The sequence below is a fragment of the Sphingopyxis sp. EU05-FHT14B03 genome, from assembly GCF_058790875.1.
In genome coordinates this window covers 1,402,419-1,424,815 of sequence record NZ_JBYTDC010000002.1, presented here as the reverse complement: position 1 = coordinate 1,424,815, position 22,397 = coordinate 1,402,419, and the positions used below count along the sequence as shown (strand labels likewise).

Sequence of the window (22,397 nt, the reverse complement as noted above, 5' to 3'; positions counted from 1 at the left end):
AGGCCACACCGCATGTTCACGCTCACCAGCCGTTATGCCCATCAGCCGGTGCTCGCCGCCGACCGCGGCGACGGGGTGACGGTGCGTTACGTGCTGCCGCGCATCCTGCCCGACCCCGCTGACACGCTGATCGCGACGCGCCACCGCGCCGTCGACGGGGACCGCATCGACCTGCTCGCCTGGCGCAACCTCGCCAGCCCGACCGCCTGGTGGATGATCGCCGATGCCAACCGGGTGACCCATCCCGCGGCGCTGCCCGGTCAGCCGGGCGACATCACGCTGATCCCGGTGCCGGGGACGGGAAGGGTAGCCGGATGAGCCTGCTCGGCAACATCCTCGGTATCCGCCTCAACCTGTTGATCGGGCCCAGCCCGGTCGCGCTGCCGGCGCCCGCCGACGTGATGAATGCGATCGCCGACCTCGAGGTCAAGCTGACCGACACCACCGAATCGGGCTTCAAGCTGTCGATCAACACCGGGCGCACCGGTCCGACCGATTTCCTCGAATCGCCGCTGATCATGCACCCGCAACTCCAGCGCGGCTGCCGCGCGATCGTCACCATGATCTTCGACGTCATTCCCTATGTGATCTTCGACGGGCTGGTGACCAAGCGCGAATATACGCCGGGCAACGGTTCGCGGTCGGGGGTGCTGACGCTGTTCGGCCGCGATCTCAGCATGGAACTCGACAAGGAGGTCAAGCAGACCGAGCATCCGGCGATGGACGAAACGATGATCGCGACGCTGATCGCGGTCTCCTATCCGCAATTCGGCATGCTGCCGATGGTGCTGCCGCCCAAATTCATCGACCCGCCGATCCCGATCGACCGGGTGCCGCAACAAAGCTGTTCGGACTGGGCCTATCTGCACCAGATGGCGCGCCGCCACGGCTATGAAACCTATATCGACCCCGGCCCGGTGCCGGGGATCAACACCCTCTATTGGGGGCCGCCGGTCAAGCCGGGGGTGCCGCAACGCACGCTGACGGTCGACATGGGACCGGGGTCCGACGCCTATGACGTCACGACGTCGGAGGACGACACCGTGCTGACCTCGGTCGAGACCAAGGTGCTCGACCGGATCACCGGGGTCGAAATGCCGGTGATCGCGCTCGTCGGCAGCAATCCGCCGCTCGGCGCAATCCCCGAAACCGTCGCGCGGTTCGGTTCGACGCGCAGCGAGCCGATCACCACCACCGGGCTCAACATCGGCCAGGCGATGGGGCAAGCCCAGGCCAAGATCGACGAAGGCGCGAAAAAGGCCTTCACCGTGTCGGGAACCCTCGATTCGACCCGCTACAACGCCGCGCTCAAGGCACGCGACCTGGTGTTCCTGCGCGGCGCCGGGCTCAGCTATGGCGGGCTCTACAAGGTGTCGGAGGTCCGCCACCTGATCAGGCCGGGCAGCTATGAGCAGCAGTTCATGCTGACCCGCGGCGACCGCCTGCCGATGGCGCCGATGGTGCTGCCATGAACCCCGCCGACGCCTGCCCGACCTTTTACGGCAAATATCGCGGCACGGTCGAAAACCCCGCCGACCTGCAGGGCATCGGCCGCATCCAGGTCAGCGTGCCGGGGGTGCTCGGCGACGGCACGCTCGCCTGGGCGATGCCGTGCCTGCCCGGCGCCGGCCCCGGTGTCGGCCTCTACGCCATCCCGCCCAAGGGCGCGAAAGTGTGGGTCGAGTTCGAGGGCGGCAATCCCGACTATCCGATCTGGTCGGGCGGCTTCTGGGATCTCGGCGACACCCCCGCGCCGCCGGGACCGGTCGGTTTCCTGACCAAGGCGTGGAAGGGGGAGAATTTCAGCCTCGAAATCTTCGACATCCCCGGCGCCCCGACGCTGACGCTCGAACTCACCACCGCGATGGGGCCCGCGAAGATCGAGGCCGATGCCACCGGGCTGACGATCACCCACGGCGCCAGCACGGTGAAGCTCGCGATCGACGGCGTGTCGATCAACGGCGCCAATTTGAAGATATTGCCATGACGATCCCGCTCGTCACCATGGCCTCGGTCGCCCAATGCCCACATGCCATCCCCGGCACCCTGCTGTCGTCGGCGTCGAAGGTGCTGGTCGTTGGCGCGCCGCCGCTGGTGATGGGCGACAAGGGCATGGTCGCGGGCTGCCCGTTCCAGCTTCCCGCGGGTCCGACGCCGTCGCCCTGCGTCACGCTGCAACTGCTCGGTGCGTCGAGCAAAGTGATGGTCGAGGGCAAGCCCGCGCTCAAGATGAACCCCGGCGACCTCGGCATCGCCGCGACCCAGGCGCCGCAGGGTCCGGTCGTGTGGGCGAGCGTCCAGACGAAGGTGCTCGCGCTATGACCCACTTCGGCTTTCCCTATCGCATCGACGCGAATGGCGGCACCGCGGGCGCGGCGCATGAGGCGCATATCCGCGAGATGATCGAGCTGTTGCTGTTCACGCGGCGCGGCGAGCGCGTCAACCGCCCCGATTTCGGTGCCGGGGTCAACGACCTTATCTTCTCCGAAAACGCGCCCGAACTCGCGGCGGCGGCGCAGCATATGGTGATGGCGGCGCTGCAACAATGGCTGTCGGGCGCGATCGAGGTACGCGGGGTCGAAACCGCCGCCGAGGACAGCCGCCTCGCGATCACCGTCCGCTACCGTCCGCTCGACGAGGCGCGCGAGCGCGTCGTCACCGTGGAGCAGGTGTTTTGACCGCCGCCTTCCAATATTGCGGCACCGAGCGTCGCCGCCAGCGCGTGGCCGAGGCTGCGATCGACACCGGCGGCGGGGTGCTGCTCAACGGCATCGACTATCTCGAGGTCGTCGACCGCGACGCGCCGACTCCTGAGCTGCGCCAGCGGCTGCTGACGCTCGTCTTCCTGCGCGACGACGGCGTTCTCGCGGCGGACGTGCCGTTGCTCGACGCCGACAATTTCCGCATCGACGGCGGCACCCGCGTCACCGGCATCCGCGTCACCGACGTCGCGGCGGGGCCTGTGGCGCACAGCCTGACGCTCACGCTCGACGCCGCGGGCGATTATTCGCCCTATCGGCTGTCGGTGCGGCTCGGGGCGGTCAATGACACGGTGCCGCCCTTCCTCGACCCGATGCTCGCCGCGCTCGATTTCAGCTTCAAGGCCGAATGCCCCTCGGCCTTCGACTGCGCCACGCCCGATGGGCCCGGCGCGCCGCGCGCCTTCGGCCCGCCGATCGACTATCTCGCCAAGGATTATGACAGTTTCCGCCAGTTGATGCTCGACCGCATGGCGGTCAGCCTGCCGGGCTGGACCGAACGCAGCCCCGCCGATCTTGGCGTCACGCTCGTCGAGGCGCTGGCCTATGCCGCCGACCAGACGAGCTGGTTTCAGGACGCGGTGGGGACCGAGGCGTTTTTCGGCCGCGCCCGGCTGCGCCAGTCGATCCTCCGCCACGCCCGGCTGCTCGGTTACAGCGCGTCCGAAGGCTGCAATGCGCGGGTGCCGGTGATGGTCACCGCGCGGTCGAATGTCACGCGTGCCGCGGGGCAGCCGCCGATCCTGCCCGTCGGCACCCGCCTGCTGACCAGCCCGACCGACCTTCCCGCGACCTTCGCGCCGGTCCAGCCGCGCGATCCCGAGATTTTCGAGGAACTGGTCGGCGGCGGCGCGCTGGTCTTCGAAACGCTGCAGGACCTGCGCTCGCTGCGTGTCGCGCGCAACGCGATGCGCCTCCACGACTGGGGCGATGCCGCCTGCTGCCTGCCCGCCGGGTCGACGACCGCCTTCCTCGTCGGCACCCGCGCCGCGCTCGGCCTCGCGCGCGGCGACCTCATCCTGTTCAAGGAACGCATCCCTTTCGGCGGCGGTGAGGCCGACCCGCCCGACCCGGCGCACCGCCAGCTCGTGCGGCTGTCCGCCGATCCGGTCGATGTCGTCGATCCGGTGATGGCCAAGGCGCTGGTCCGCATCCACTGGTTCGCCGACGACGCGCTGACCTTCCCGCTCAACCTCACCCCCAATGGCGCGCTGGCGCATGGCAACATCATCCTCGCCGACGAGGGGCGCACGATCGACTATGGGCTGACCCCGGCCCAGGCGCGCGAGGACGGTATCGCGGTCGGTGGCCCCGACCGCTCGGGCCTCGCGCCCGACGACGGCCCCGGCGCGCTGCTGCGCTACCGTCTTGCCGCCGACGCGATTGTCCATGGCGTCGGCTACGATGGTGAGGCCGCGCGCGGTCAGTCCGCGCGCGCGGCGCTTGCGCCCGCCGGCCAGCCGCTCGCCGCGGTCGAACTGGCCGGCGACGGCGAAAGCTGGCGCGCGGTGTCCGACCTGCTCGCCTCCGATCCCTTCGCCCCCGAATTCGTCATCGAGGCCACCGACGCCGCCCATTATGCGCGCTTCGGCGACGGCTCGGCGGGGCGGCGCCCCACCGACGGCGCCGCGATGACCGCGCGCATCCGCCATGGCGGCGGTCGGCGCGGCAACATCGGGATCAACGCGATCGCCCATGTCGTGACCGACGACGGCGGCGCAATCGCGGGCGTTCGCAATCCCTTGGCGGGTATCGGCGGCCGCGACCGCGAACCCGCCGCCGCGATCCGCATCGCCGCTCCGCAGCACTTTCGCAAACAACGCCGCGCCGTCACCCCCGCCGACTATGTCGCCGCCGCCGAGACGCACGCGCAAGTGCAGCGTGCCTATGGCGAACGGCGCTGGACGGGCAGTTGGAACACCATCTTCCTCGCGATCGACCGCCGCGGCGGCGGCGCGGTCGACGAGGCGTTCGAAGGCGCGCTGCGCGACCATCTCGCCGGCTATCGCCTCGCCGGCCACGACCTCGAAATCGTGCCGCCGCGCTTCGTGCCGCTCGACATCAGGCTTTTTGTCTGCGTCTGCCAGGACCATTATGCTGGCGATGTCGAGCGCGACCTGCTCGACATTTTCTCGGCGCGGCTGATGCGCGACGGGCGGCCCGGCTTCTTTCATCCCGACAATTTCAGCTTCGGCGACAATATCCTGCTCTCGCCGATCATCGCGCGCGCGATGCAGGTGACCGGGGTGCAATGGATCGGCACGCGCGACGGGGCAGGGTCGGTCAAGGGCCGCTTCGGGCGGCTCGACCAGCCCGCGATCGATTTTGCCGACGACGCCGAAATTCCGATCGCACCCAACGAGGTCGCGCGGCTCGACAATGACCCGACCTTCCCCGATTTCGGGCGCATCGCCTTTCTGATGGCGGGAGGACGCTGATGGCGCACAAGCCCCCCGCCAATATTTGCGGCGCGACCGATCGCGACGAAAAGCGCCCCGACAACCGCCCGGGGCTGGCCTCGATCGCCTATCGCATCGGCACCTATCCCGAATTCATCGACCGTATGTTGTGGCAATTGCCGCGCCAGACCGTGATCGACCCCGACAGCAAGGCCGCGCTCCAGCCGCTGGCGGATTTGCGCACGCGCGCGACCGACGATCCGACGATCGCGCTGTTCGACGGTTTCGCGGCGACGCTCGACGTGCTCAGTTTCTACAGCGAGCGCGTCGCCAACGAAGCCTATGTCGGCACCGCGACCCAGCGACGCTCGCTCGTCGAAATGGCGCGGATGATCGGCTACGAGCCTGCGCCCGGGGTCGCGGCGTCGGTCGCCTTGTCCTTCACCGTCGAGGCATCGGATGACCCTTATCGCGCCGTCGATATCCCGATCGGGGTCCAGGCGATGTCGGTGCCGACGCGCAAGGGCGAATTGCCGCAGGTCTTCGAAACCGTCGCCCCGATCACCGCGCGCGCCGAATGGAATGCGATGCCGGCGCGCACGCTCTACCAGCAGCCGCTGGCGCTGTTCCACGATAGCGGCAATCCCGCTCATGCCGACAACGGCAATATCTTCCTCTTCGACCTCGACAATAGTTTCAAGCTGCCGGTGCCGGGCGAGCCGCTGGAACCCGGGCAGGTGGCACCGCGCCTGTTCAGCGACGTCGCGGCGCTGGCGCCCTATCATCCGATCGAGGGCGACACCGACCTCGCCGGCGAACTCGCCGAACGGATCGCCGCCCATGCGCTGAATCCCGAGGTAGAGCCGGTGCTGCGCGCGCTGCCGGTCGACGAGATATATTTGCGCGGCACCGGGCTGGGGCTGCGGCCCGGCCAGCGTATCGTCGTTGTCGGGGTCATCGTCGCCGCCGATGACACGCGGCAGGTCGCGGCCTCGACGCTGCGCGTGGTCAGCGCGATCGACGATCGCGACTTTGGCGTCACCCGGCTCATCGCGACGCGCGGCGGCGAAACGCCCGACGCGGTGAAACGATCGCCCGGGCGCCGCTCGCCGCGTTTCAAACGGCTGGCGATGCCGACCGTGCGGCTCGCGTTCACCAGCGACACGGTGAAGACTGTCGTGCGCCAGGCGGTGTGGACCGGCCCCGCGCTGACCGCGCTGGTCAAGAGCCAGTCCTGGTCGCGCGTCAAGCTGATGCATCTCGTTCGCCGCCAGAAACAGGTCGACGCGCCGCAAACCTCCGAAGCGCGGCCGGGCCTCTATGTGCTGCGCGACGATTGCAGCTTCTTCGGCTCCGCCGCGCCCAAATATGCCTCGCTCCCCACCGGTCATGGCCATGGCGCCAGCTGGGATTCGGCCGACGTGGCGATCTGGACCGACAGCCAGGGCAACCTGCTGACCGGCGCCCATGTCTTCCTCGAACGCGAGGTGAAGGAGATCGTGCCCGACGGCTGGGCGGCGATCGAGACGCCCGACGGCGAGGCGATGGTGTTCCGCGTCGCGGCGGTGGCGACGCAATCGCGCGCCGACTTCGCGCTCACCGGCAAGAGCAGCGGGGTCAGCTTCCGCCAGCCCGACGGCAGCGCGCTTACGATCCCCGCGGCGGGCGACGCGTCGCCGCTCAACGACTTCCTGTTCCGCACCGCGCATCTCTTCGGCGCCAGCGCGCCGCTCGCCCTCGCCGGTACCCCGATCCGCGACGACATCGCCGCGGGCGCCGACGCGATCGACCTGGACGCTCTTTATCTCGACCTCGTCGATGGCCAGACGATCTCGATCGCCGGCGACCGCAGCGACGCCGACGGCCTCGCGGAAAGCGAGACGCTGACGGTCAGCGACGTCGTCCATATCGGCGGCTTCACCCGGCTGCTGCTCAAGAGCGGCCCCGAATACAGCTATCGCCGCCCGACCGTCACCGTGAACGCCAACATGGCCGCCGCGACTCATGGCGAGACCTATGAGGAGCAATTGGGCTCGGGCGATGCCGCGCAGATTTTCCAGCGCTTCAAGCTGACCAAGGCGCCGCTGACCTATGTCAGCGCCGAGACGCCGACCGGGCGCGCCTCGTCGCTCGCCATCCGCGTCGACGGGCTGCTGTGGCACGAGGTCGCGACGCTTTACGACGCCGGACCCGAGGACCGCGTCTATGCGGTGCGCGGCGAGGACGACGGCAACACATGGGTGCAGTTCGGCGACGGCCTCCGCGGCAGCCGGCTGCCGACCGGACAACTCAACATCATCGCCAGCTATCGCGCCGGCATCGGCCTCGCGGGCGAGGTCGCCGACGAGGCGATCATCCAGTTGAAGACCCGCCCGCTCGGCATCCGCTCGGTGGTCAACCCCAGCCGCGCGAGCGGCAGCGCCGCGCCCGAAAGCCTCGCCGACATTCGCCAGGGCGCGCCGCGCGACGTCAAGACACTGGGCCGCATCGTTTCGCTGATCGATTATCGCGATTTCGCCGCGAACTTCGCCGGGGTCGGCAAGGCTTTGGCGGCGCAGCTCTGGTCGGGCAGCCGCCAGCTCGTCCTGCTGAGCATCACCGGCACCAGCGACGTCATTCTCGACGACGACGCGCCGGTCATCGCCAACCTCCAGGCCGCCGCCGACGCCGCGCGCGACCGGTCGCACCGGCTCGTCGTGCTGCCCGCGGCGCGGCGCTTCTTCCAGCTGGCGGCGCGATTGTTCCACCACGCCGACCATCGCGCCGAGGATGTCGAACTCGCGGCGAGGGCGCTGCTCCTCGACACCTTCGGCTTCGCGCGCCGCAATATCGGACAGGTCGTCAGCGCCGCCGAAGTCATCGCGGCGCTGCAGGCGGTGCCCGGCGTCGTCGGGGTCGATCTCGACCAGCTCGCGCTGATCGTCGATGGCGGTGCGCCGGTCGGTGCGGCGAGCCTCGCGACCGTGCTCCCGGCACAGGGCGCGCGGCTGTTGGCCGCGACCGAAAACGCCGACTTCGCCGCCGCCGAACTCGTCACCCTGCTCGAAGCCGGCATCGCGCTGACCGTGGAGGCCGCCCGTGCATAATCGTCCGCCCGTGCCGCTGATCGAACTGCTGCCACAGCATCTGCGCAACCGCGACGCCGGCGAGGGCCGGGCGCTCGAAGCGCTGATGGGGCTGCTCGCCGGCGAGCTCGCGGTGGTCGAGCGCGACCTCGACCAGCTCTACGACAATTGGTTCATCGAAAGCTGCGAACCCTGGGTCATCCCCTATCTCGGCGCACTGATCGGCGCGCGGCCGATGCGCAGCTTCGGCGCCGGCGAGGTGGGCCTGCGCAGCTATATCGCCAACACCCTCGGCTATCGCCAGGCGAAGGGCACCGCCGCCGCGATCGAACAGATCGCGCGCGACGTCACCGGCTGGCCGGTCGTCGCGGTCGAATTTTTCCAGACGCTGATCTGGAGCCAGCACGTCAACCATGTCCGCCCCGGCGCGCTCGGCACCGCGTCGATCCGCGATGCCGAGGCCGCGCGGCTGACCGAAGGGGCGTTCGGCACCGCGTGCCACAGCGCTGCCGCCGGACCCGCGGACAGCCTGTCGGGGCGCCACGCGATCCCGCATGTCGGGCTGTTCATCTGGCGGCTCGACGCCTTTCCGCTCGGCTTCCTGTCGAACGCGGCGGCGGGCTATGTCGGCGGGCTGGTGCCGCGCGCCTCGGCGATCGGCCCGGGCTTCCGCCATTTCGACCCGCTCGGCGCCGACCGCGCGCTGTTCAACCGGCCCAAGGCCGACCGCTCGATCGCCGGGCGCGTCGATATGCGCATGGTCCCCGCGCCGCTCGACCGGCGGCTGCTCCACCGCGACCTCAACCGGCTCCGCGACGGCGGACAGAGCGGCTGGTTCGACGAAGCGCCGGTGCTCCGTATCCGCCTCGGCGGCGCCGAGGTGCCGCCCGAGCGGCTGCACAGCTGCAACCTCGAAACGCGTGACGATGGCGGCGGCAACCCGACCTGGCGGCGGCCCGAACAGGCCGGGCACGTCCTGTTCGACCCCGAACTTGGCCGCCTCGCGCTCCACGCCAGCGATCAGGGCAAGAGCGTCGAGACGAGCTGCGCCTTCGCCGCGCCGTTCCCCATCGGCGGGGGGCCCTACGACCGGACGGCCAGCGTCGCCGCCTGGCGTGAGGAACTCTTTGTCGAAGGCGCTACAGCGCCGTGGGTGATCGGCGTCTCGGCGCGCGCCGAGGACCAGACCGATAACCCGTTGCAGGGCGGGGTGGTGGTCGCGTCGCTCGCCGAAGCGATCGCCCGCTGGAATGCGGCGTCGGGCGCGGGCACGCGCGGGCTGATCCTGATGCTCGACAATGCGAGCTATGCCGAGGACCTCAGCGATGCCGCGCATATCCTGAAGATTCCAGCGGGCGCGCGGCTGGCGATCGCGGCGATGGCCTGGCCGACCGTCGAACGCGCCGGCGGGGTGATCGAACGCGACCTCACGGCGCTCGCGCCGATGTATCGCCGCCCGCATATCCGCGGCGACCTGCGCGTGCGCGGTATCGCGCCGGGGGCGGGGCAGGAGGCGGGACGGCTCATTCTCGACGGTCTGCTGGTCGAGGGCGAGGTGGCGATCATGGCGGGTGCGCTCGGCTCGCTCGATCTGCGCCATTGCACCATCGGCGCCTCGGCGGCGGGGCTGGCCAAGGGGCTGCGCGTCCTTTCGCAAAATGGCGAGCTGGCGATCGCTGTCGACCACAGCATCGTTGGGTCGCTCGCGCTCGGTTCGGCAGGGGGCGGGCTCAACGTCGCCGACTCGATTGTCGGCGAGGATCGCGACCTTCAGGCCGATCCCGACCTGCTCGCCCTCGCGGTCGATGCGTCCGCCGCGGACGCGGACATCGCGCGCAGCACGATCTTCGGACGGACCATAGTCCGCTCGATCGAGGCCGAGAACAGCCTGTTCCTCGGCACCGCGCGCGCCGCGCAGCGCCAGCGCGGCTGCGTGCGCTTCTGCTACGCGCCGCTCACCTCGCGGGTCCCGCGCCGCTACCGGTGCCAGCCCGACATGGTTATCGCCGACGCCGAGCAGGGCGCCCCGGCGCCCTTGCCCGAAGCCGAGAAGCGGCGCCTCGCGCGCAGCGTGACGCCGATCTTCACGGCCAGCGCTTTTCCCGCCAGCGCTTTCGGACAGCTCGCGCTCGCCTGTCCCGATGCGGTCGCGGCCGGCGCCTTCGGCGGCGCCGAAATGGGCGCCGGTTTCAGCGCCGGCGTGCCGTTCCGGCGCGCCAATCTTGACGACATGCTCGACGAATATCTGCCGTTCGGACTGGTGGCGGCACCCCTGTTCCAGACCTGAGGACAAAGACGATGACTGGCGATTTCACCCGCGACACCTTCCGCCCCGCCAAGGGGTACAGCAGCGTGCGGATGCAGCAGGGGCGGCTGTTCACCGACGCCGACTGGAATGAAGAGGGCGACATCCACCGCGGCGCGCTGCGCACCACCGCGCGCTCGGTGATCGGCGCCAGCGGTTTTCCGGAGGATGCGCCGGGCTTCGCCATCCTCGCCGGGGCGGGCGCGCAGACGTTGCTGATCGGCGGCGGGCAGGCCTATGTCGACGGCATCGGCCTGTCGCACGCCGCGCCGGTTCGGCTGGCGCTGACGCGGCAGTCGGGGGCGGGCGCGGCGACGCGCTGGCGCGTCGACAGCGGCGCGCGGGTGGCGGTCGGCGACTATCTGGTGCTCGCGGGCAACACGCTCGCGCAGGCGGTGCGCGTCGCGACGCTGCTCGACGATGTCGACGGTCTCCAGACCTTCAACGCCGCGGCGGCGCTGTCGGCGGCGAACGGCATCGCCGCCGACCTGTATCGCAGCGCCGAAAGTCAGCCCTTCTGGCCCGCCAATGCGCTGCCTCAGGCGCAGGGCGACTATCTCGCCTATCTCGACGTCTGGGAACGGCCGGTCACCGCCGCCGACGATCCGCTGATCCGCGAGAGCGCCTTCGGCGGCCCCGACACCGCGATCCGCGACCAGATCGTCTGGCAGGTCAAATTCGCGAGCTTTGCCGATCTGATCGCGGCGAATGCGGCGACCGCGCCGATCAGTTGCACCAGCTTCGCCCCCGGCTGGTCGCCCTTCGGCCCCGCGGCGGCGGGGCGGATGGCGGCGCGCGCCCGCGCCGCGGCGGCGGTAGCCGATCCGTGCGCGCTCCCCGCGACCGGCGGCTATCGCAGCCTCGAAAACCATCTTTACCGCATCGAGGTTCACAATGGCGGCGCGGCGGGCGGGCGCTGGAAATGGTCGCGCGACAATGGCACGCGCGAGGCGCGCTATGCCGAAATCGACAATGGCGCGTTGATCCTCGACAGCCTCGGCCCCGACGAGCCGAGCGCTCTTAAGCGCGACGATTGGGTCGAGATCGTCGACGAGGCCCGGCTGCTCAGCGGCCAGCCGGGCTTCTTCGCGCGCCTTTCGGATATCAACGGCACCCGCGCCAGCCTGGGCGAAATACGCCACCCCGACACGCTCGTCGCACTCACCGACGGATCGGGCGCCCCCGACCTTGGCGGACTGCCGGCGCGCGGCATCGTCCGGCGCTGGGAGGGTGGCTTGCCGGTCGACATCGTGCCCGGCGGCTGGGTGGCGGTCGAGCAGGGGATCGAGGTCTTCTTCGCCGCCGGACGGCTCGCGACCGGCGACCATTGGCAGATCCCGGCGCGCTCGCTCGCCGCGACGATCGAATGGCCGGCCGACGAGGCGACGGGGGCGGAGGCGCTGCTGCCGCCCAGGGGGATCGTCCATCATTATGCCGCGCTCGCGCTGGTCAACCGCGCGGCGAACGGCACATGGTCGGTCGGCAGCGATTGCCGCAACATCTTCCCGCCGCTCACCGCGCTGCGCAGCTTCCTCTACCTTGGCGGCGACGGGCAGGAGGCGATGCCGAACCCGCTCGCGCCAGCGACACGCCTGCCGCTCGCGGCGCCGTTGCGCGTCGGGGTGATCCGGGGCAAGACGCCGTTGCCGGGACTCGACGTCGAGTTCGAGATCACCGGTGGCGACGGTCGCCTTGGTCCAGAGGCCGACAATCTGAAGATGCGCAAGGCGACCACCGGTCCCGACGGGGTCGCGACGATCGACTGGTCGCTCGATGCCGCAATGCCGAACCAGCGCGTCATCGCGCGCCTGCTCGACGCCGCGGGCAATCCGACCCACCTGCCGATCCACTTCGACGCCAACCTCAGCACCGCCGCGGCGACCTCGTTCGATCCGGTGAACACCCCGGCGCTGGCGGGCGAGAATACGGTGCAAAAAGCGATCGAAAAGCTCGCGACGCTGACGCAGGTCGGCTGCTCGACCTATGTCATCACCGAAGGCAGCGACTGGGTCGCGATACTGAACTCGATCAAGGATGAAGAGGACGCCGCCATCTGCTTCCAGCGCGGCACCTATGAAACCGACGCGCGGGTCGAACTGACGGGGAAGGGGCACCTCACCATCCATGGCGCCGGTGCGGGGACGCGGATCGTCGCGCGGCGCGCCGAATGCGCGCTCCATTTCGAAGGGTGCAAGAGCGTGACGCTGCGCGACCTCGATGTCGCGGCGCCCGACGGATCGGGAGCAATCGGCAAGATCCAGTTCCGCCAGGGTGTGGTGACGATCCTCGATACACCGACGGTCGAAGTTTCGGGGCTGTCGCTGCGCTGCGGCGGCGGTGCGGAGACCGAGCGCACCGGCCTCGCGATCCGCGGATCGGACGAAAAGCCGCTCGATTCGGTGCATGTGACCAACAACCGGCTCGCGATCGGACTGGCGCAGGACGGCATTCTCGTCACCAATGCGGTCAGCACCGTCATCGCCGACAACGAACTGGCGGTGGTCGCCGGCAAGGCGGGGCTGACACCAGGGCAGCAGCTCGAAAATGCGCGCTGGCGCAAGCATGTGATCAACCTGCTCGTCGCCAATGCCGCCGAGGTCGAAGCCGAGGGTCGCGGGGACAAGCGCTTTTTCCGCGTCGGGACGCTCGTCGCCGAATTCGAATCGCCGATGCCGCAGGCCGAATGGGAAGCCCTCTATACCGCCGAGCCGCCGCGTTCCGATGAAAGCCGGACGATCGCGGGGGTCCAGTCCTATATCAAGCGGCTCAGCGATGTCGTCATCGCCGATGCCGACCGGGCGCCGACCTTTCGCCGCGCGATCCGCACGCTTGGAACGCGCATCGGCGACACGCGCATGGCGGCCCTCGACAACGAGGTGAAGCGCTCGCTGGTGCTGATCGGCGAGCCAGCGGCGCGCACCGAACGCGCGCGCGGCGAGGCGGCGAGCGGCGGCAAGGTGACCGTGCAGGTCGGGTCGGTCGCGGTCAGCTTCGATTCGCCGATCAGCCAGGGCGACTGGAACAAGGCGCTGGATTTGCGGCCCCCGCCCGAAAATGTCGATACTGGCAGGGCGTTGATCCGCTATCTTCAGCGTCTCGCTTCGCTGATGGCGTCCAATGACCGCTTCCGCGAAACGCTGCCGACCGCGGTCGCATGGTTCGGCCGCTTCACCAGCGATATGCCCAGTTACGCGCGGCAGGCGATCACCTGCGGCGGCGCGACGCTCACCACCGTGACGATTCGCGGCAACAAGGTTTTCGGTTTCCTGCGGGGTGTCCATGTCGGGGTCAGCCGGAACGACCCGAAAATGATCCGGGCCGGCACGGTCTCGATCGCCGACAATCACCTGTCGCTGCGCAAGCCGGGGGACGACGTCTATGTGTCGATGGGACTGTTCGTCGGCAATGTCGATACGCTGCGGATCCAGCGCAACACGCTCGATTGGGCGGGGCGCGGCGCCAGGACGCCAATCCAGCACGGCATCCGGGTGTGGGGCGACATCGGCACCTATCTCAAGATCGCCGACAATCGCATTTCGGTCGGCCGGATCGGCATCGCGGTGCAGCCGATTCTCGAATTCGAAAGTACCAGCCATTTCCTGTGGGTCGCGTCGGACAATCTGGTCGAGAATGTGTCCTCGAACAACGTGATCCGGGCGCCGGAGTTTCTGTTGCGCCGCGACAATCGACCCTGAAATTCTCGCCGGATTTCACGAATTTTCTTGAAATTTCTGCGAGAATCGGCCATGTTCCACTTGGCCTTGATTGATAAATCGGCAGTGTGATTTGGTGCCGTTAAGGGTTCGAGTCCCTTTTGGGGTCATGGGGCGAGTCCACAGGGGCTCGCCCTTACTCGTTGGGCCTCTTTCGCTCGCTATTCTGCCTTCTCGACCGACGGCGCCAGCCCGCGCGCGATCTTCGCCCAGGGATTGAGGTCGGGTTCGCCGACCTTGGACAGCCGGTTGCGGTCGCGGTGGAGGAAGGGTTCGTCGCGGCCCTTCACCAGCAGGGTCGTATCGATGACATAGCTCCATGTTCCATCATCATGGAACTCCACGGAAATCTCATAGGATTCGGTGGTGAAGGCCAGGTCGAGGAAAGTCGTCGAGCAAATGCCATATTCGGTTTGCCCGCGGGTCGCCTTGAGGACCAGCTTCGTCGCATCGGGCGCCGCATGCCCCGCCGCGATGGCGATCTGCCCGCGCGGGATCGCCAGCGTCTGCAGGATCAGCCCGGTCGCCGGTTCGTACAGCCAGTAACCGACCTGGTCGTGAAAGCTGATATCCTCCTCGCGCGTGTTGACGTGGAGGTGATAGCGCAGGCCATAGAAGAGCTGCGGGCCGTTCGCCTGGGGGTCGATCGGCTGCATCTCGATCCGCTCATAATAGTCCCGGGTTTCAGGGCCATCGGCCTTGGGATTGATATCGACCCCGCGCTGGCCCTCCCAGATCCCGGCGAGCCGCGCGAGCGGGCCGAGATTGGCCAGCGTCTCGGGGTCGACATCCTCGGGTTCGGTAAAAATATCGTCCGGTAATTCCACTGCTTGGCCCCCAAAGCTATTGTGACAACTCAGATATCTTCGACCAGCCGACCATAGAGATGTGGGCGACGATCGCGAAAGAACCCCATCCCCGCCCGGTGCTTCGCCGCGCGGTCGAGGTCGATCGTCTCGACCAGCACGCCGGTCTCGGCAGCGCCAAACTCCTGCGTCAGATCGCCCCATTCGTCGCTGATGAAGCTGTGTCCATAGAAGTTCGCCTCGCCCTCGGTCCCGATGCGGTTCGCCGCGATGACTGGCATGCAGTTCGACACGGCATGACCCTGCATCGCGCGGCGCCACATGCGGCTGGTGTCGAGGTCGGCGTCATAGGGCTCGCTGCCGATCGCGGTCGGATAGAAAAGCAGTTCGGCGCCCATCAACGCCATCGCGCGCGCGCATTCCGGATACCATTGGTCCCAGCACACCCCAACGCCGATCCGCGCGCCGAACACGTCCCACGCCTTGAACCCGGTGTTGCCGGGGCGGAAATAATATTTCTCTTCATAGCCGGGGCCATCGGGGATGTGCGATTTGCGGTACGTGCCCATGATGTCGCCATCGGGACCGATCATCGCCAGCGTGTTGTAATAATGATGGCCGTCGCGCTCGAAAAAGCTCGTCGGGATCGCGACCTTCAGCTTTGCCGCCAGCACCTGTATCGCAAGCACGCTCGGGTGCTCGGCGGTCGGCCGCGCGGTTGCGAACAGCGCCTCGTCCTCGACCTGGCAGAAATAGGGGCCTTCGAACAATTCGGGGGGCAGGATGACCTGCGCGCCCTTCGCCGCGGCTTCCTCGACGAGCGCGGTAACCGCCTCGATATTCGGCTCGACAGGGCCGGGCAGGGCGAGTTGAAGTGCGGCGACGGTAAGGGTGCGGGTCATTCGGGGATCCGTGATGGAAATCAAATCGAGCCGAATATAAGCGGCTTCGCGCGCGATGCTAGGCCGGAAGCTGCTGGCTCGAGCAATGGAAGCTGCCGCCGCCGGCGATGATGCCAAGCGCGGGCACCCCGACCGCGCGGCGATCGGGGAAGAGCGCAGCCAGTGCCTCGACCGCCGCCGCATCGTTCGCGACGCCATAGGTCGGCACCACCACTGTGCTGTTGCCGATGTAGAAGTTCATATAGCTCGCCGCCGCGATTTCGCCGTCGATCTCGACCCGGCCCGGCGAGGGGAGGTCGACGATCTCGACCCCACCGAATGCTGCGGCGCGCGCGCGCGCGTCGGCGTAGATATGCGCGTTGGGATCCTCATCGCCCTCGGCGACCGGGATCGCCAGCCGCCCTTCGCCGACGAAGCGCGCGAGATTGTCGACATGCCCGTCGGTATGATCGCCGACCAGCCCGTTGCCGAGCCACAGCAGCCGCTCGATGCCGAGCGACTGGTGCAACCGCGCCGCGATATCCTCGCGCGTCAGCGACGGGTTGCGGTTGCTGTTGAGCAGGCATTCTTCGGTGGTGACGCACAGGCCCGCGCCGTCGACGTCGATGCCGCCGCCTTCGAGCACCCAGTCGAGGTGCTGCGTCGGCAGGTCCGCGTGCGCGGCCAGGATCGCCCCGATCTCACGGTCGCCGGGCATCACGAACTTGTTGCCCCACCAGTTGAAGTCGAAATTGCGCACCTCGCGCTGGGTGCCGGTGCCGACGATGATTGGGCCGGTGTCGCGCAGCCAGATATCGCCGAAGGGGGCGACGAACAACTGCACGCCCTCATCGACGAGCGCCTCGGCGATATCGGCATTGTCATGGTCGCGGACGAGAAGATGCACTTTTTCGCCGCGCCCGCCGTCATGGACGGCGTTGGCAAAGGCGGCGACATCGCGCCGCGCCGCGTCGATCTGCCCCGACCATTCCTCGGCCATATGGGGAAAGCCGATCCAGACGGCGTCGTGGGGCGCCCATTCGGCGGGCATGCGCAATTTCATCGCGTGAAGGTCCTCTGCCTCGATGCCGACGGCATCGACCGTGTCATCCAGAACGCAGCAATCCAGAACGGCCTCTGCCATTCTGGATTGCCGGAACTTGAAGCCCCCCGCAACTGCGGAGGAGCGGTTGTCGTCTTTATTTGCCGGCGCGCGACTTGTCGCGGGCGGCGCGGAATTCGTCGCCCTTGACCCAGTTCGGCCATGCGTCGGTCATCCCGAGCATCCGCCCTGCAGCGTAATAAAGGCGCAGGTCCGACATCATGCCGTCCCAGTTGGTGATCGCCTCATATTCGTCGCCGGGCGCGTGATAGCGGTTCTTTTCATAGTCTTCGGAGGCCTTCTTGCCCGCCTCGACCCCGCCGACGACGAGGTCGTCGCCGCTGCCGAAGTTGAACATCGGGACGCCGAGCTTGGCGAAGCTGAAATGGTCCGACCGGTAATAGAAACCCTTTTCGGGGGTCGGTTCGGCCTTGATCACGCGATTGCTCATCTTGGCGAGCTTTTCGACATAGGCGTCGAGTTCGGACTTGCCGCCACCGACGACGACGATGTCCTTCGTCGGGCCGACCGCGTTGAGCGCGTCCATATTCACCCCGCCGACGGTCTGGGCGAGCGGGAAGATCGGGTTTTCGGCGTAGAATTTCGAGCCGAGCAGGCCCGATTCCTCGGCCGTGACCGCGAGGAACACGATGCTGCGGTCGGGCGCGCCGGCGGTCTTGAACGCCTGCGCCAGCGTCACCAGGCCGGCGATGCCGCTCGCATTGTCGACGGCGCCGTTGCAGATGTCGTCGCCGGCAACGGGCGTGCAGCGGCCGAGATGGTCCCAGTGGCCGGTATAGAGCACATATTCGTCGGGTCGCTTGGCGCCCGGCAGCACGCCAATGACGTTCCGCGACATCTTCTTGGCGATCTGGTTGTCGAAGGAGAAGTTCGCCTTCACGCCGGTCAGCGCGACGGACTTGAAGCCCTTCACCTTCGCCGCGTCGCGCAGCTTGTCGAAATCCTGGCCGGCGCTCGCAAAGAGTTCCTTGGCCTTGGCAAGCTGAATCCAGCCGTTGGCGACGGTCTGGCTGGCGCCGCCGTCCTTGCTCTCGGCGAGATATTGGGTCCCGGTGTTGCTCGATTCGACAACGTTCCAGCCATAGGCGGCGGGTTCGGTATCGTGGACGATCAGCACCGCCGCGGCGCCCTGCCGCGCCGCTTCCTCATATTTATACGACCAGCGGCCGTAATAGGTCATCGCGCGGCCGTTGAATTCGCCCTTGGCTTCCTTGGTCTGCCAGTCGGGATCGTTGACGAGGACGACGACGGTCTTGCCCTTCACATCGAGCCCGGCATAGTCGTTCCAACCCTTTTCGGGGGCGTTGATGCCATAACCGACGAAGACGACATCGCTGTCCTTGATCGCGGTCTTGGGCGTCACGCGATAGCTGAACGCGACATAGTCTTTTGCATATTGCGCGGTCACCGGGGTCTTGCCGCCGGTGAAGGTCAGCGGCGTCGCGTTCTGCGCGGTGATCTCGACCAGCGGGACGTCCTGCGTCCATTGGCCGTTGTTGCCGGGCTTCAGGCCCGCTTCCTCATATTTCTTGATGATATAGGCGACGGTCTTTTCCTCGCCCGGCGTTCCCGGTGCGCGGCCTTCATAGGCGTCGGACGACAATTCCTTGGTCACGTCCTGAAGCGTCTTCAGCGACAGTTCGGGGATCTGGACGTCGGGGATGGCGGTGGCGGCGGTATCGGTTGCCGTCTTGTCGCCGCCGCCGCACGCGGCAAGCGACAGAAGGGCCGCGAAGGCCGCGGCGGATCGGGGGGAACGCAGCATGGAATGTCCTTGAATGGTTTCGTTTGCGACGACCGGGCTTGTGCCAGCCGGGGCAGGGGGATGCAAGGGTGGGGGGGAATGCCCTATGTTACGCGGGTTTTGGGGCCTTGCCCGCGTTTTTGGATGCTGAATCAAATCAGCGGCCTTAAGAGGACTGCTTGGTAGGCGGTGCTCTATCGGCTTCTGACGCACTTGAAGAGGCAAAAAAGAATTCAGTTCAAGAGGCGATATGACGGAGAAAATAGACGAGTCGATCACTATCTTGGCTCCGCGCTTCCGTCCGGAACCGGGCACCGCCTATGCTGGTGTGGCATGCAAAAGCTGTGGATCGCCGATCATGATCGCCGACCTCAGCAGCGAGCCGTCCATCATTCCGCCGTCGTCTGTTCGATACACGAACTATCAGATCGTCTGTGCAGATGGGGAATGCCGACAAGTTCACAATTACGAACTAGCTGATATCGTGATGTTCCGCTGGCCGGGAGTGGCATCAACTCGACGGGTAGCCTCTTTGAAGGCTCCGTCATCTTGATGTAATTTTCGCACGTTGTCATTATGGCGACCGTCTGCCTCACATACTCTTCGACATGCGGCGCAAATCGGTTTGCGCCGAAAAACTTCTTGTGAATGGACTCGCGGAGCACGGTCAGCGCGGCGGCGTCGTATAACTGATCGCTGCGGCTCATTTCAGCCAGCAAAGCCCCAACCTCGCCGACTTTTGCCAAATCCTTATGCCCATCGGCATAAGCTCGCCGGATATGCCAAGCGAGCATATCTGCCGCTTGTAATCCCGGGGCCTGTTCGTCCGCGAGAAACGCTGGTTTCCTCTCAAAACGTGCGGCAAAATGCGCGTCGAGCGTCGGATGGTAGACGTCCCAATGCGCATTGAGCAGTGGCTCCTTGTCTATCTGCCTGTCAAAATAAAAGTCGATCGGGCCATCGTAATCGAGTGCGGTGGCCAATTTATCGGCTCGAGCAAGGATGCCGTCAAAAGAGAAAATATAAGGATCGTCGACGTCCCCGGAGATGCGTCCCTTGATGATTTCATTGAAGGCGTCGTGCAGTGTGACGACCGAAAGCCGACCCGTACAATGCGCCCGGATGATCCGCGCCAGACGCTCGCACTTGGCCTGCCGCTCCACCTGACCGATGCCGCGAAAATCGCCGTTACCGCGATACGCGTCCTTCATCTTGAAAACCGAGATGGCGGGAGGGGAATTAAGCTCGGCCATCCACGCCGCATCGAATGCGCGCCACGCAGCAGCGCTAGCGATGAGTCCGGCCATCACATAGACGGGTGGGTCGTTACGGCCGCTCTCATCGGCAAAAACGATCGCCAAACTGCCCTCCGCACGGGAACTTTCGATATGCCGCCTTGTGGCGAGCGAGGGCGCGAACCGCAAGCGGAGAACGGTGCCGCAGCCGTCGATCGGTCTCGGACGAAATAATGCTTTCCTAATATATCTCTCCATGCTCCAAACTGGCGGATGAAGCTCCTCCATTTCTCCGGTCCATCTTTTCCGTTCGCTCGGGTAACCGGCTCGCGCGAAGCGGCGCGTCGTCCGACAGCGCCGCCGCGTGATTGGGGTCCGACTTCCGCCCGAAAAACGATATTCGCGAATGAAGTTGCGCAGTTTTGCGCCGGTTTCTCGCCGAGGCCATTGCGCGCGTTCGGCAAGGTCGTCGGCCGGGCGCGAGACGTTGGCCGACCTGCCCGCTTGTGCTGCCGGAAATGCGATTTCAGTGTGAAGTTAGGCCGTTTTCCACCATTTTTGGGGATCGCCTTCCCCGCGCGCTTTCGCCTTGAACCGAACGCTTGGGATCGCGTGCCTTTGCGCCGGGGGTATCGGCCGCGTCGGCGGGCTGGATACGGCCGGTATCGCTTCCAGTGTGAAGTTCGGCAATTTTCTGCGGCTTTCCGCGAGCAGCCCTCGCGCCGACACGCCGATGCGGCCAAGAAAAAGGGCGGCCCGTTGCCGGACCGCCCCTTTGTTTCCTGCGATGAACCGCCGGATCAGCGCGAATAGAATTCGACGACCAGATTCGGTTCCATTTTCACCGGATAAGGCACTTCGTCGAGCGTCGGAACGCGGACATAGGTCGCCTTGGTGCCGTCGATGGCGAGATATTCGGGCAGGTCGCGCTCGGGCAGGCTCTGCGCTTCGGCGACCAGCGCCATTTCCTGCGCCTTCTTGCCGAGGGTGATTTCGTCGCCCGGCTTCACCAGGCGGCTCGCGATGTTGCACTTCACACCGTTCACATAGACGTGGCCGTGGCTGACGAGCTGGCGCGCCGAGAAGATCGTCGGGGTGAACTTCGAGCGATAGACGACCGCGTCGAGGCGGCGCTCGAGCAGGCCGATCAGGTTCTGGCCGGTATCGCCCTTCATGCGCGACGCTTCGAAATAGTTCTTCTTGAACTGCTTTTCGGTGATGTCACCGTAATAGCCCTTGAGCTTCTGCTTCGCGCGGAGCTGGATGCCGAAATCGGACACCTTGCCCTTGCGGCGCTGACCGTGCTGGCCGGGGCCATATTCGCGGCGGTTGACCGGGCTCTTCGGACGACCCCAGATGTTTTCGCCCATCCGACGGTCGAGTTTATACTTGGCGCTCTGGCGCTTCGACATATGTCGTCTCCAATATGCTGTGTGCCGAAGGATTTCGGCGGTTCCCGGGTCGCACCATATGGGCAGATGCCATATGCGACCGCCGCTTCACCGGGGTGCGGGGTCCATTGCGAAGGCGCGCGGTTAGACGGGGCAGTGGGGAAAGTCAAGCATTGCCGCACCGGCTCGACAGGCGGGAAAAAGCCGCTAAAGCCAGCGCGCATGACCGCTGCCAAATCTCCCGAACAGTGCGAAACGATGATCGATGTCCGTGCCGGGGTCGATCAGGTCGATCGTGAACTCGTCGCGCTGCTTGTCCGCCGGTTCGGCTATATGGACGCCGCAGCGCGCATCAAGACCGACCGCAATGTCGTCCGCGACGAGGCGCGCAAGGCCCAGGTGCTCGACAATGTCGCACACGCCGCGCAGGTGGCCGGGCTGGAACCCGACCGCCTGCGCGCGGTATGGGACGAACTGGTCGAGCAGTCTATCGCGTATGAAATGGTCCGTTGGGACCGGATTCGTACCGATCCGGCCTGACCCGCCGCGATCAGTTGGTGCTGTTGCCCGCGGGCTTTTCCGGAACCGTGTTGGCCGCGTCGATTGCGGCCTTCGGCGCTTGCACGGTGCGGCAGACCTTCTTGGGCACGCTGCTGCCCGTCGACTCGATCCGTTCGCAGACCTTCTTGGGTTTCGCCGGCTTGGCAGCCTGTCCGCTCGCGGGGCGTTCGGCGGTATCCGGACCGGTCGTCCCGGCGGCGGCCAGGGCGAGAGAGAGCAGCAATGTCATCATGGGTAGTCAAACTCCTAGCGAATATGGCCGACAGGACCTCTCCATATGCCGGCCAATTCCCCGAGCCGATTCATGAGGTCGATGCTATCCGTGATGCGGACAGCTTGTCCAGTCGTGGAAGGGGGTATGAGTAAAGGCGGCCAGGCAAAACGCATGGACCGCCTTTTCAATCGATGGGTTTGC

The 22,397-nt window shown here is 66.9% G+C and carries 18 protein-coding genes; 11 read left to right on the top strand and 7 right to left on the bottom strand.

Going from position 1 to position 22,397, the window contains the following annotated elements:
* Window positions 1-12: 12 nt before the first annotated feature.
* Genes AC3WS4_RS16090 through AC3WS4_RS16050 form a run of 9 tightly spaced genes read left to right on the top strand, consistent with a single transcriptional unit; the run spans window position 13 to window position 14,223 of the window.
* Complete coding sequence (locus AC3WS4_RS16090) at window positions 13-318, top strand: hypothetical protein (RefSeq protein ID WP_056350622.1); 306 nt, start codon at window positions 13-15, stop codon at window positions 316-318.
* The gene (locus AC3WS4_RS16085; protein WP_492739242.1) at window positions 315-1,472 is read left to right on the top strand and encodes a hypothetical protein; all 1,158 of its coding nucleotides are present in this window, start codon (window positions 315-317) and stop codon (window positions 1,470-1,472) included. Before AC3WS4_RS16090 ends, AC3WS4_RS16085 begins: the two co-directional genes overlap by 4 nt.
* Window positions 1,469-1,987 (top strand): phage baseplate assembly protein V, encoded by a 519-nt coding sequence (locus tag AC3WS4_RS16080; RefSeq protein WP_492739243.1) that lies wholly within the window; start codon window positions 1,469-1,471, stop codon window positions 1,985-1,987. Before AC3WS4_RS16085 ends, AC3WS4_RS16080 begins: the two co-directional genes overlap by 4 nt.
* The gene (locus AC3WS4_RS16075) at window positions 1,984-2,322 is read left to right on the top strand and encodes a hypothetical protein (protein WP_056350627.1); all 339 of its coding nucleotides are present in this window, start codon (window positions 1,984-1,986) and stop codon (window positions 2,320-2,322) included. Before AC3WS4_RS16080 ends, AC3WS4_RS16075 begins: the two co-directional genes overlap by 4 nt.
* Entirely contained in the window at window positions 2,319-2,678 is a 360-nt protein-coding gene (locus AC3WS4_RS16070; RefSeq protein ID WP_187142184.1) for a GPW/gp25 family protein, read from the top strand. The genes AC3WS4_RS16075 and AC3WS4_RS16070 overlap by 4 nt, the downstream gene beginning before the upstream one ends.
* Window positions 2,675-5,197 carry a baseplate J/gp47 family protein gene (locus tag AC3WS4_RS16065; protein ID WP_492739244.1) on the top strand — a complete coding sequence of 841 codons (2,523 nt, stop codon included), beginning with the start codon at window positions 2,675-2,677 and terminating at the stop codon, window positions 5,195-5,197. The genes AC3WS4_RS16070 and AC3WS4_RS16065 overlap by 4 nt, the downstream gene beginning before the upstream one ends.
* Window positions 5,197-8,244, top strand: coding sequence for a putative baseplate assembly protein (locus tag AC3WS4_RS16060; RefSeq protein ID WP_492739245.1), 3,048 nt, complete (start codon window positions 5,197-5,199; stop codon window positions 8,242-8,244). The genes AC3WS4_RS16065 and AC3WS4_RS16060 overlap by 1 nt, the downstream gene beginning before the upstream one ends.
* Complete coding sequence (locus AC3WS4_RS16055) at window positions 8,237-10,510, top strand: hypothetical protein (protein ID WP_492739246.1); 2,274 nt, start codon at window positions 8,237-8,239, stop codon at window positions 10,508-10,510. The genes AC3WS4_RS16060 and AC3WS4_RS16055 overlap by 8 nt, the downstream gene beginning before the upstream one ends.
* An 11-nt stretch (window positions 10,511-10,521) precedes the next feature.
* Window positions 10,522-14,223: a DUF6519 domain-containing protein gene (locus tag AC3WS4_RS16050; RefSeq protein ID WP_492739247.1), complete on the top strand. Its 3,702-nt coding sequence runs from the start codon at window positions 10,522-10,524 to the stop codon at window positions 14,221-14,223.
* A gap of 179 nt (window positions 14,224-14,402) precedes the next feature.
* Here the strand turns inward: AC3WS4_RS16050 and AC3WS4_RS16045 are convergent, their stop codons facing one another.
* The 5 genes from AC3WS4_RS16045 to AC3WS4_RS16025 all read right to left on the bottom strand — a co-directional run bounded on the left by AC3WS4_RS16045 (window position 14,403) and on the right by AC3WS4_RS16025 (window position 20,156).
* Window positions 14,403-15,068 carry an FABP family protein gene (locus AC3WS4_RS16045; RefSeq protein ID WP_492739248.1) on the bottom strand — a complete coding sequence of 222 codons (666 nt, stop codon included), beginning with the start codon at window positions 15,066-15,068 and terminating at the stop codon, window positions 14,403-14,405.
* Between the two features lie 29 nt (window positions 15,069-15,097).
* Window positions 15,098-15,949, bottom strand: a complete 852-nt coding sequence (aguB, locus tag AC3WS4_RS16040) for an N-carbamoylputrescine amidase (RefSeq protein WP_492739249.1) — start codon at window positions 15,947-15,949, stop codon at window positions 15,098-15,100.
* A 58-nt stretch (window positions 15,950-16,007) separates the two neighbouring features.
* Window positions 16,008-16,991 carry an agmatine deiminase family protein gene (locus AC3WS4_RS16035; protein WP_492739766.1) on the bottom strand — a complete coding sequence of 328 codons (984 nt, stop codon included), beginning with the start codon at window positions 16,989-16,991 and terminating at the stop codon, window positions 16,008-16,010.
* Window positions 16,992-17,127: 136 nt separating this feature from the next.
* Window positions 17,128-18,816, bottom strand: coding sequence for a M28 family metallopeptidase (locus AC3WS4_RS16030; protein ID WP_492739250.1), 1,689 nt, complete (start codon window positions 18,814-18,816; stop codon window positions 17,128-17,130).
* A gap of 368 nt (window positions 18,817-19,184) precedes the next feature.
* Entirely contained in the window at window positions 19,185-20,156 is a 972-nt protein-coding gene (locus tag AC3WS4_RS16025; RefSeq protein ID WP_187142095.1) for a DUF3800 domain-containing protein, read from the bottom strand.
* Window positions 20,157-20,303: 147 nt separating this feature from the next.
* Here AC3WS4_RS16025 and AC3WS4_RS16020 point away from each other — a divergent pair, with 147 nt between their 5' ends.
* Window positions 20,304-20,843 (top strand): hypothetical protein, encoded by a 540-nt coding sequence (locus AC3WS4_RS16020; protein WP_492742879.1) that lies wholly within the window; start codon window positions 20,304-20,306, stop codon window positions 20,841-20,843.
* Here AC3WS4_RS16020 and rpsD read toward each other — a convergent pair.
* Window positions 20,831-21,442 carry a 30S ribosomal protein S4 gene (rpsD, locus tag AC3WS4_RS16015; protein WP_056350649.1) on the bottom strand — a complete coding sequence of 204 codons (612 nt, stop codon included), beginning with the start codon at window positions 21,440-21,442 and terminating at the stop codon, window positions 20,831-20,833. The two genes, AC3WS4_RS16020 and rpsD, sit on opposite strands and share 13 nt — an antisense overlap.
* A gap of 201 nt (window positions 21,443-21,643) precedes the next feature.
* Between rpsD and AC3WS4_RS16010 the strand changes: the two genes are divergently transcribed.
* Window positions 21,644-21,961, top strand: coding sequence for a chorismate mutase (locus AC3WS4_RS16010; RefSeq protein WP_492739251.1), 318 nt, complete (start codon window positions 21,644-21,646; stop codon window positions 21,959-21,961).
* A 10-nt stretch (window positions 21,962-21,971) separates the two neighbouring features.
* Here AC3WS4_RS16010 and AC3WS4_RS16005 read toward each other — a convergent pair whose 3' ends face one another.
* Window positions 21,972-22,214: a hypothetical protein gene (locus tag AC3WS4_RS16005; protein ID WP_056350653.1), complete on the bottom strand. Its 243-nt coding sequence runs from the start codon at window positions 22,212-22,214 to the stop codon at window positions 21,972-21,974.
* Between the last annotated feature and the right edge of the window lie 183 nt (window positions 22,215-22,397).

What these genes read in the sequence shown, in the direction of transcription:
- AC3WS4_RS16090 (WP_056350622.1), top strand. Translation starts at nt 13, where the DNA reads ATGTTCACGCTCACCAGCCGTTATGCCCATCAGCCGGTGCTCGCCGCC.
- AC3WS4_RS16085 (WP_492739242.1), top strand. Translation starts at nt 315, where the DNA reads ATGAGCCTGCTCGGCAACATCCTCGGTATCCGCCTCAACCTGTTGATC.
- AC3WS4_RS16080 (WP_492739243.1), top strand. Translation starts at nt 1,469, where the DNA reads ATGAACCCCGCCGACGCCTGCCCGACCTTTTACGGCAAATATCGCGGC.
- AC3WS4_RS16075 (WP_056350627.1), top strand. Translation starts at nt 1,984, where the DNA reads ATGACGATCCCGCTCGTCACCATGGCCTCGGTCGCCCAATGCCCACAT.
- AC3WS4_RS16070 (WP_187142184.1), top strand. Translation starts at nt 2,319, where the DNA reads ATGACCCACTTCGGCTTTCCCTATCGCATCGACGCGAATGGCGGCACC.
- AC3WS4_RS16060 (WP_492739245.1), top strand. Translation starts at nt 5,197, where the DNA reads ATGGCGCACAAGCCCCCCGCCAATATTTGCGGCGCGACCGATCGCGAC.
- AC3WS4_RS16050 (WP_492739247.1), top strand. Translation starts at nt 10,522, where the DNA reads ATGACTGGCGATTTCACCCGCGACACCTTCCGCCCCGCCAAGGGGTAC.
- aguB (WP_492739249.1), bottom strand. Translation starts at nt 15,949, where the DNA reads ATGACCCGCACCCTTACCGTCGCCGCACTTCAACTCGCCCTGCCCGGC.
- AC3WS4_RS16035 (WP_492739766.1), bottom strand. Translation starts at nt 16,991, where the DNA reads ATGAAATTGCGCATGCCCGCCGAATGGGCGCCCCACGACGCCGTCTGG.
- AC3WS4_RS16030 (WP_492739250.1), bottom strand. Translation starts at nt 18,816, where the DNA reads ATGCTGCGTTCCCCCCGATCCGCCGCGGCCTTCGCGGCCCTTCTGTCG.
- AC3WS4_RS16020 (WP_492742879.1), top strand. Translation starts at nt 20,304, where the DNA reads ATGAAGCTCCTCCATTTCTCCGGTCCATCTTTTCCGTTCGCTCGGGTA.
- rpsD (WP_056350649.1), bottom strand. Translation starts at nt 21,442, where the DNA reads ATGTCGAAGCGCCAGAGCGCCAAGTATAAACTCGACCGTCGGATGGGC.
- AC3WS4_RS16010 (WP_492739251.1), top strand. Translation starts at nt 21,644, where the DNA reads ATGACCGCTGCCAAATCTCCCGAACAGTGCGAAACGATGATCGATGTC.
- AC3WS4_RS16005 (WP_056350653.1), bottom strand. Translation starts at nt 22,214, where the DNA reads ATGATGACATTGCTGCTCTCTCTCGCCCTGGCCGCCGCCGGGACGACC.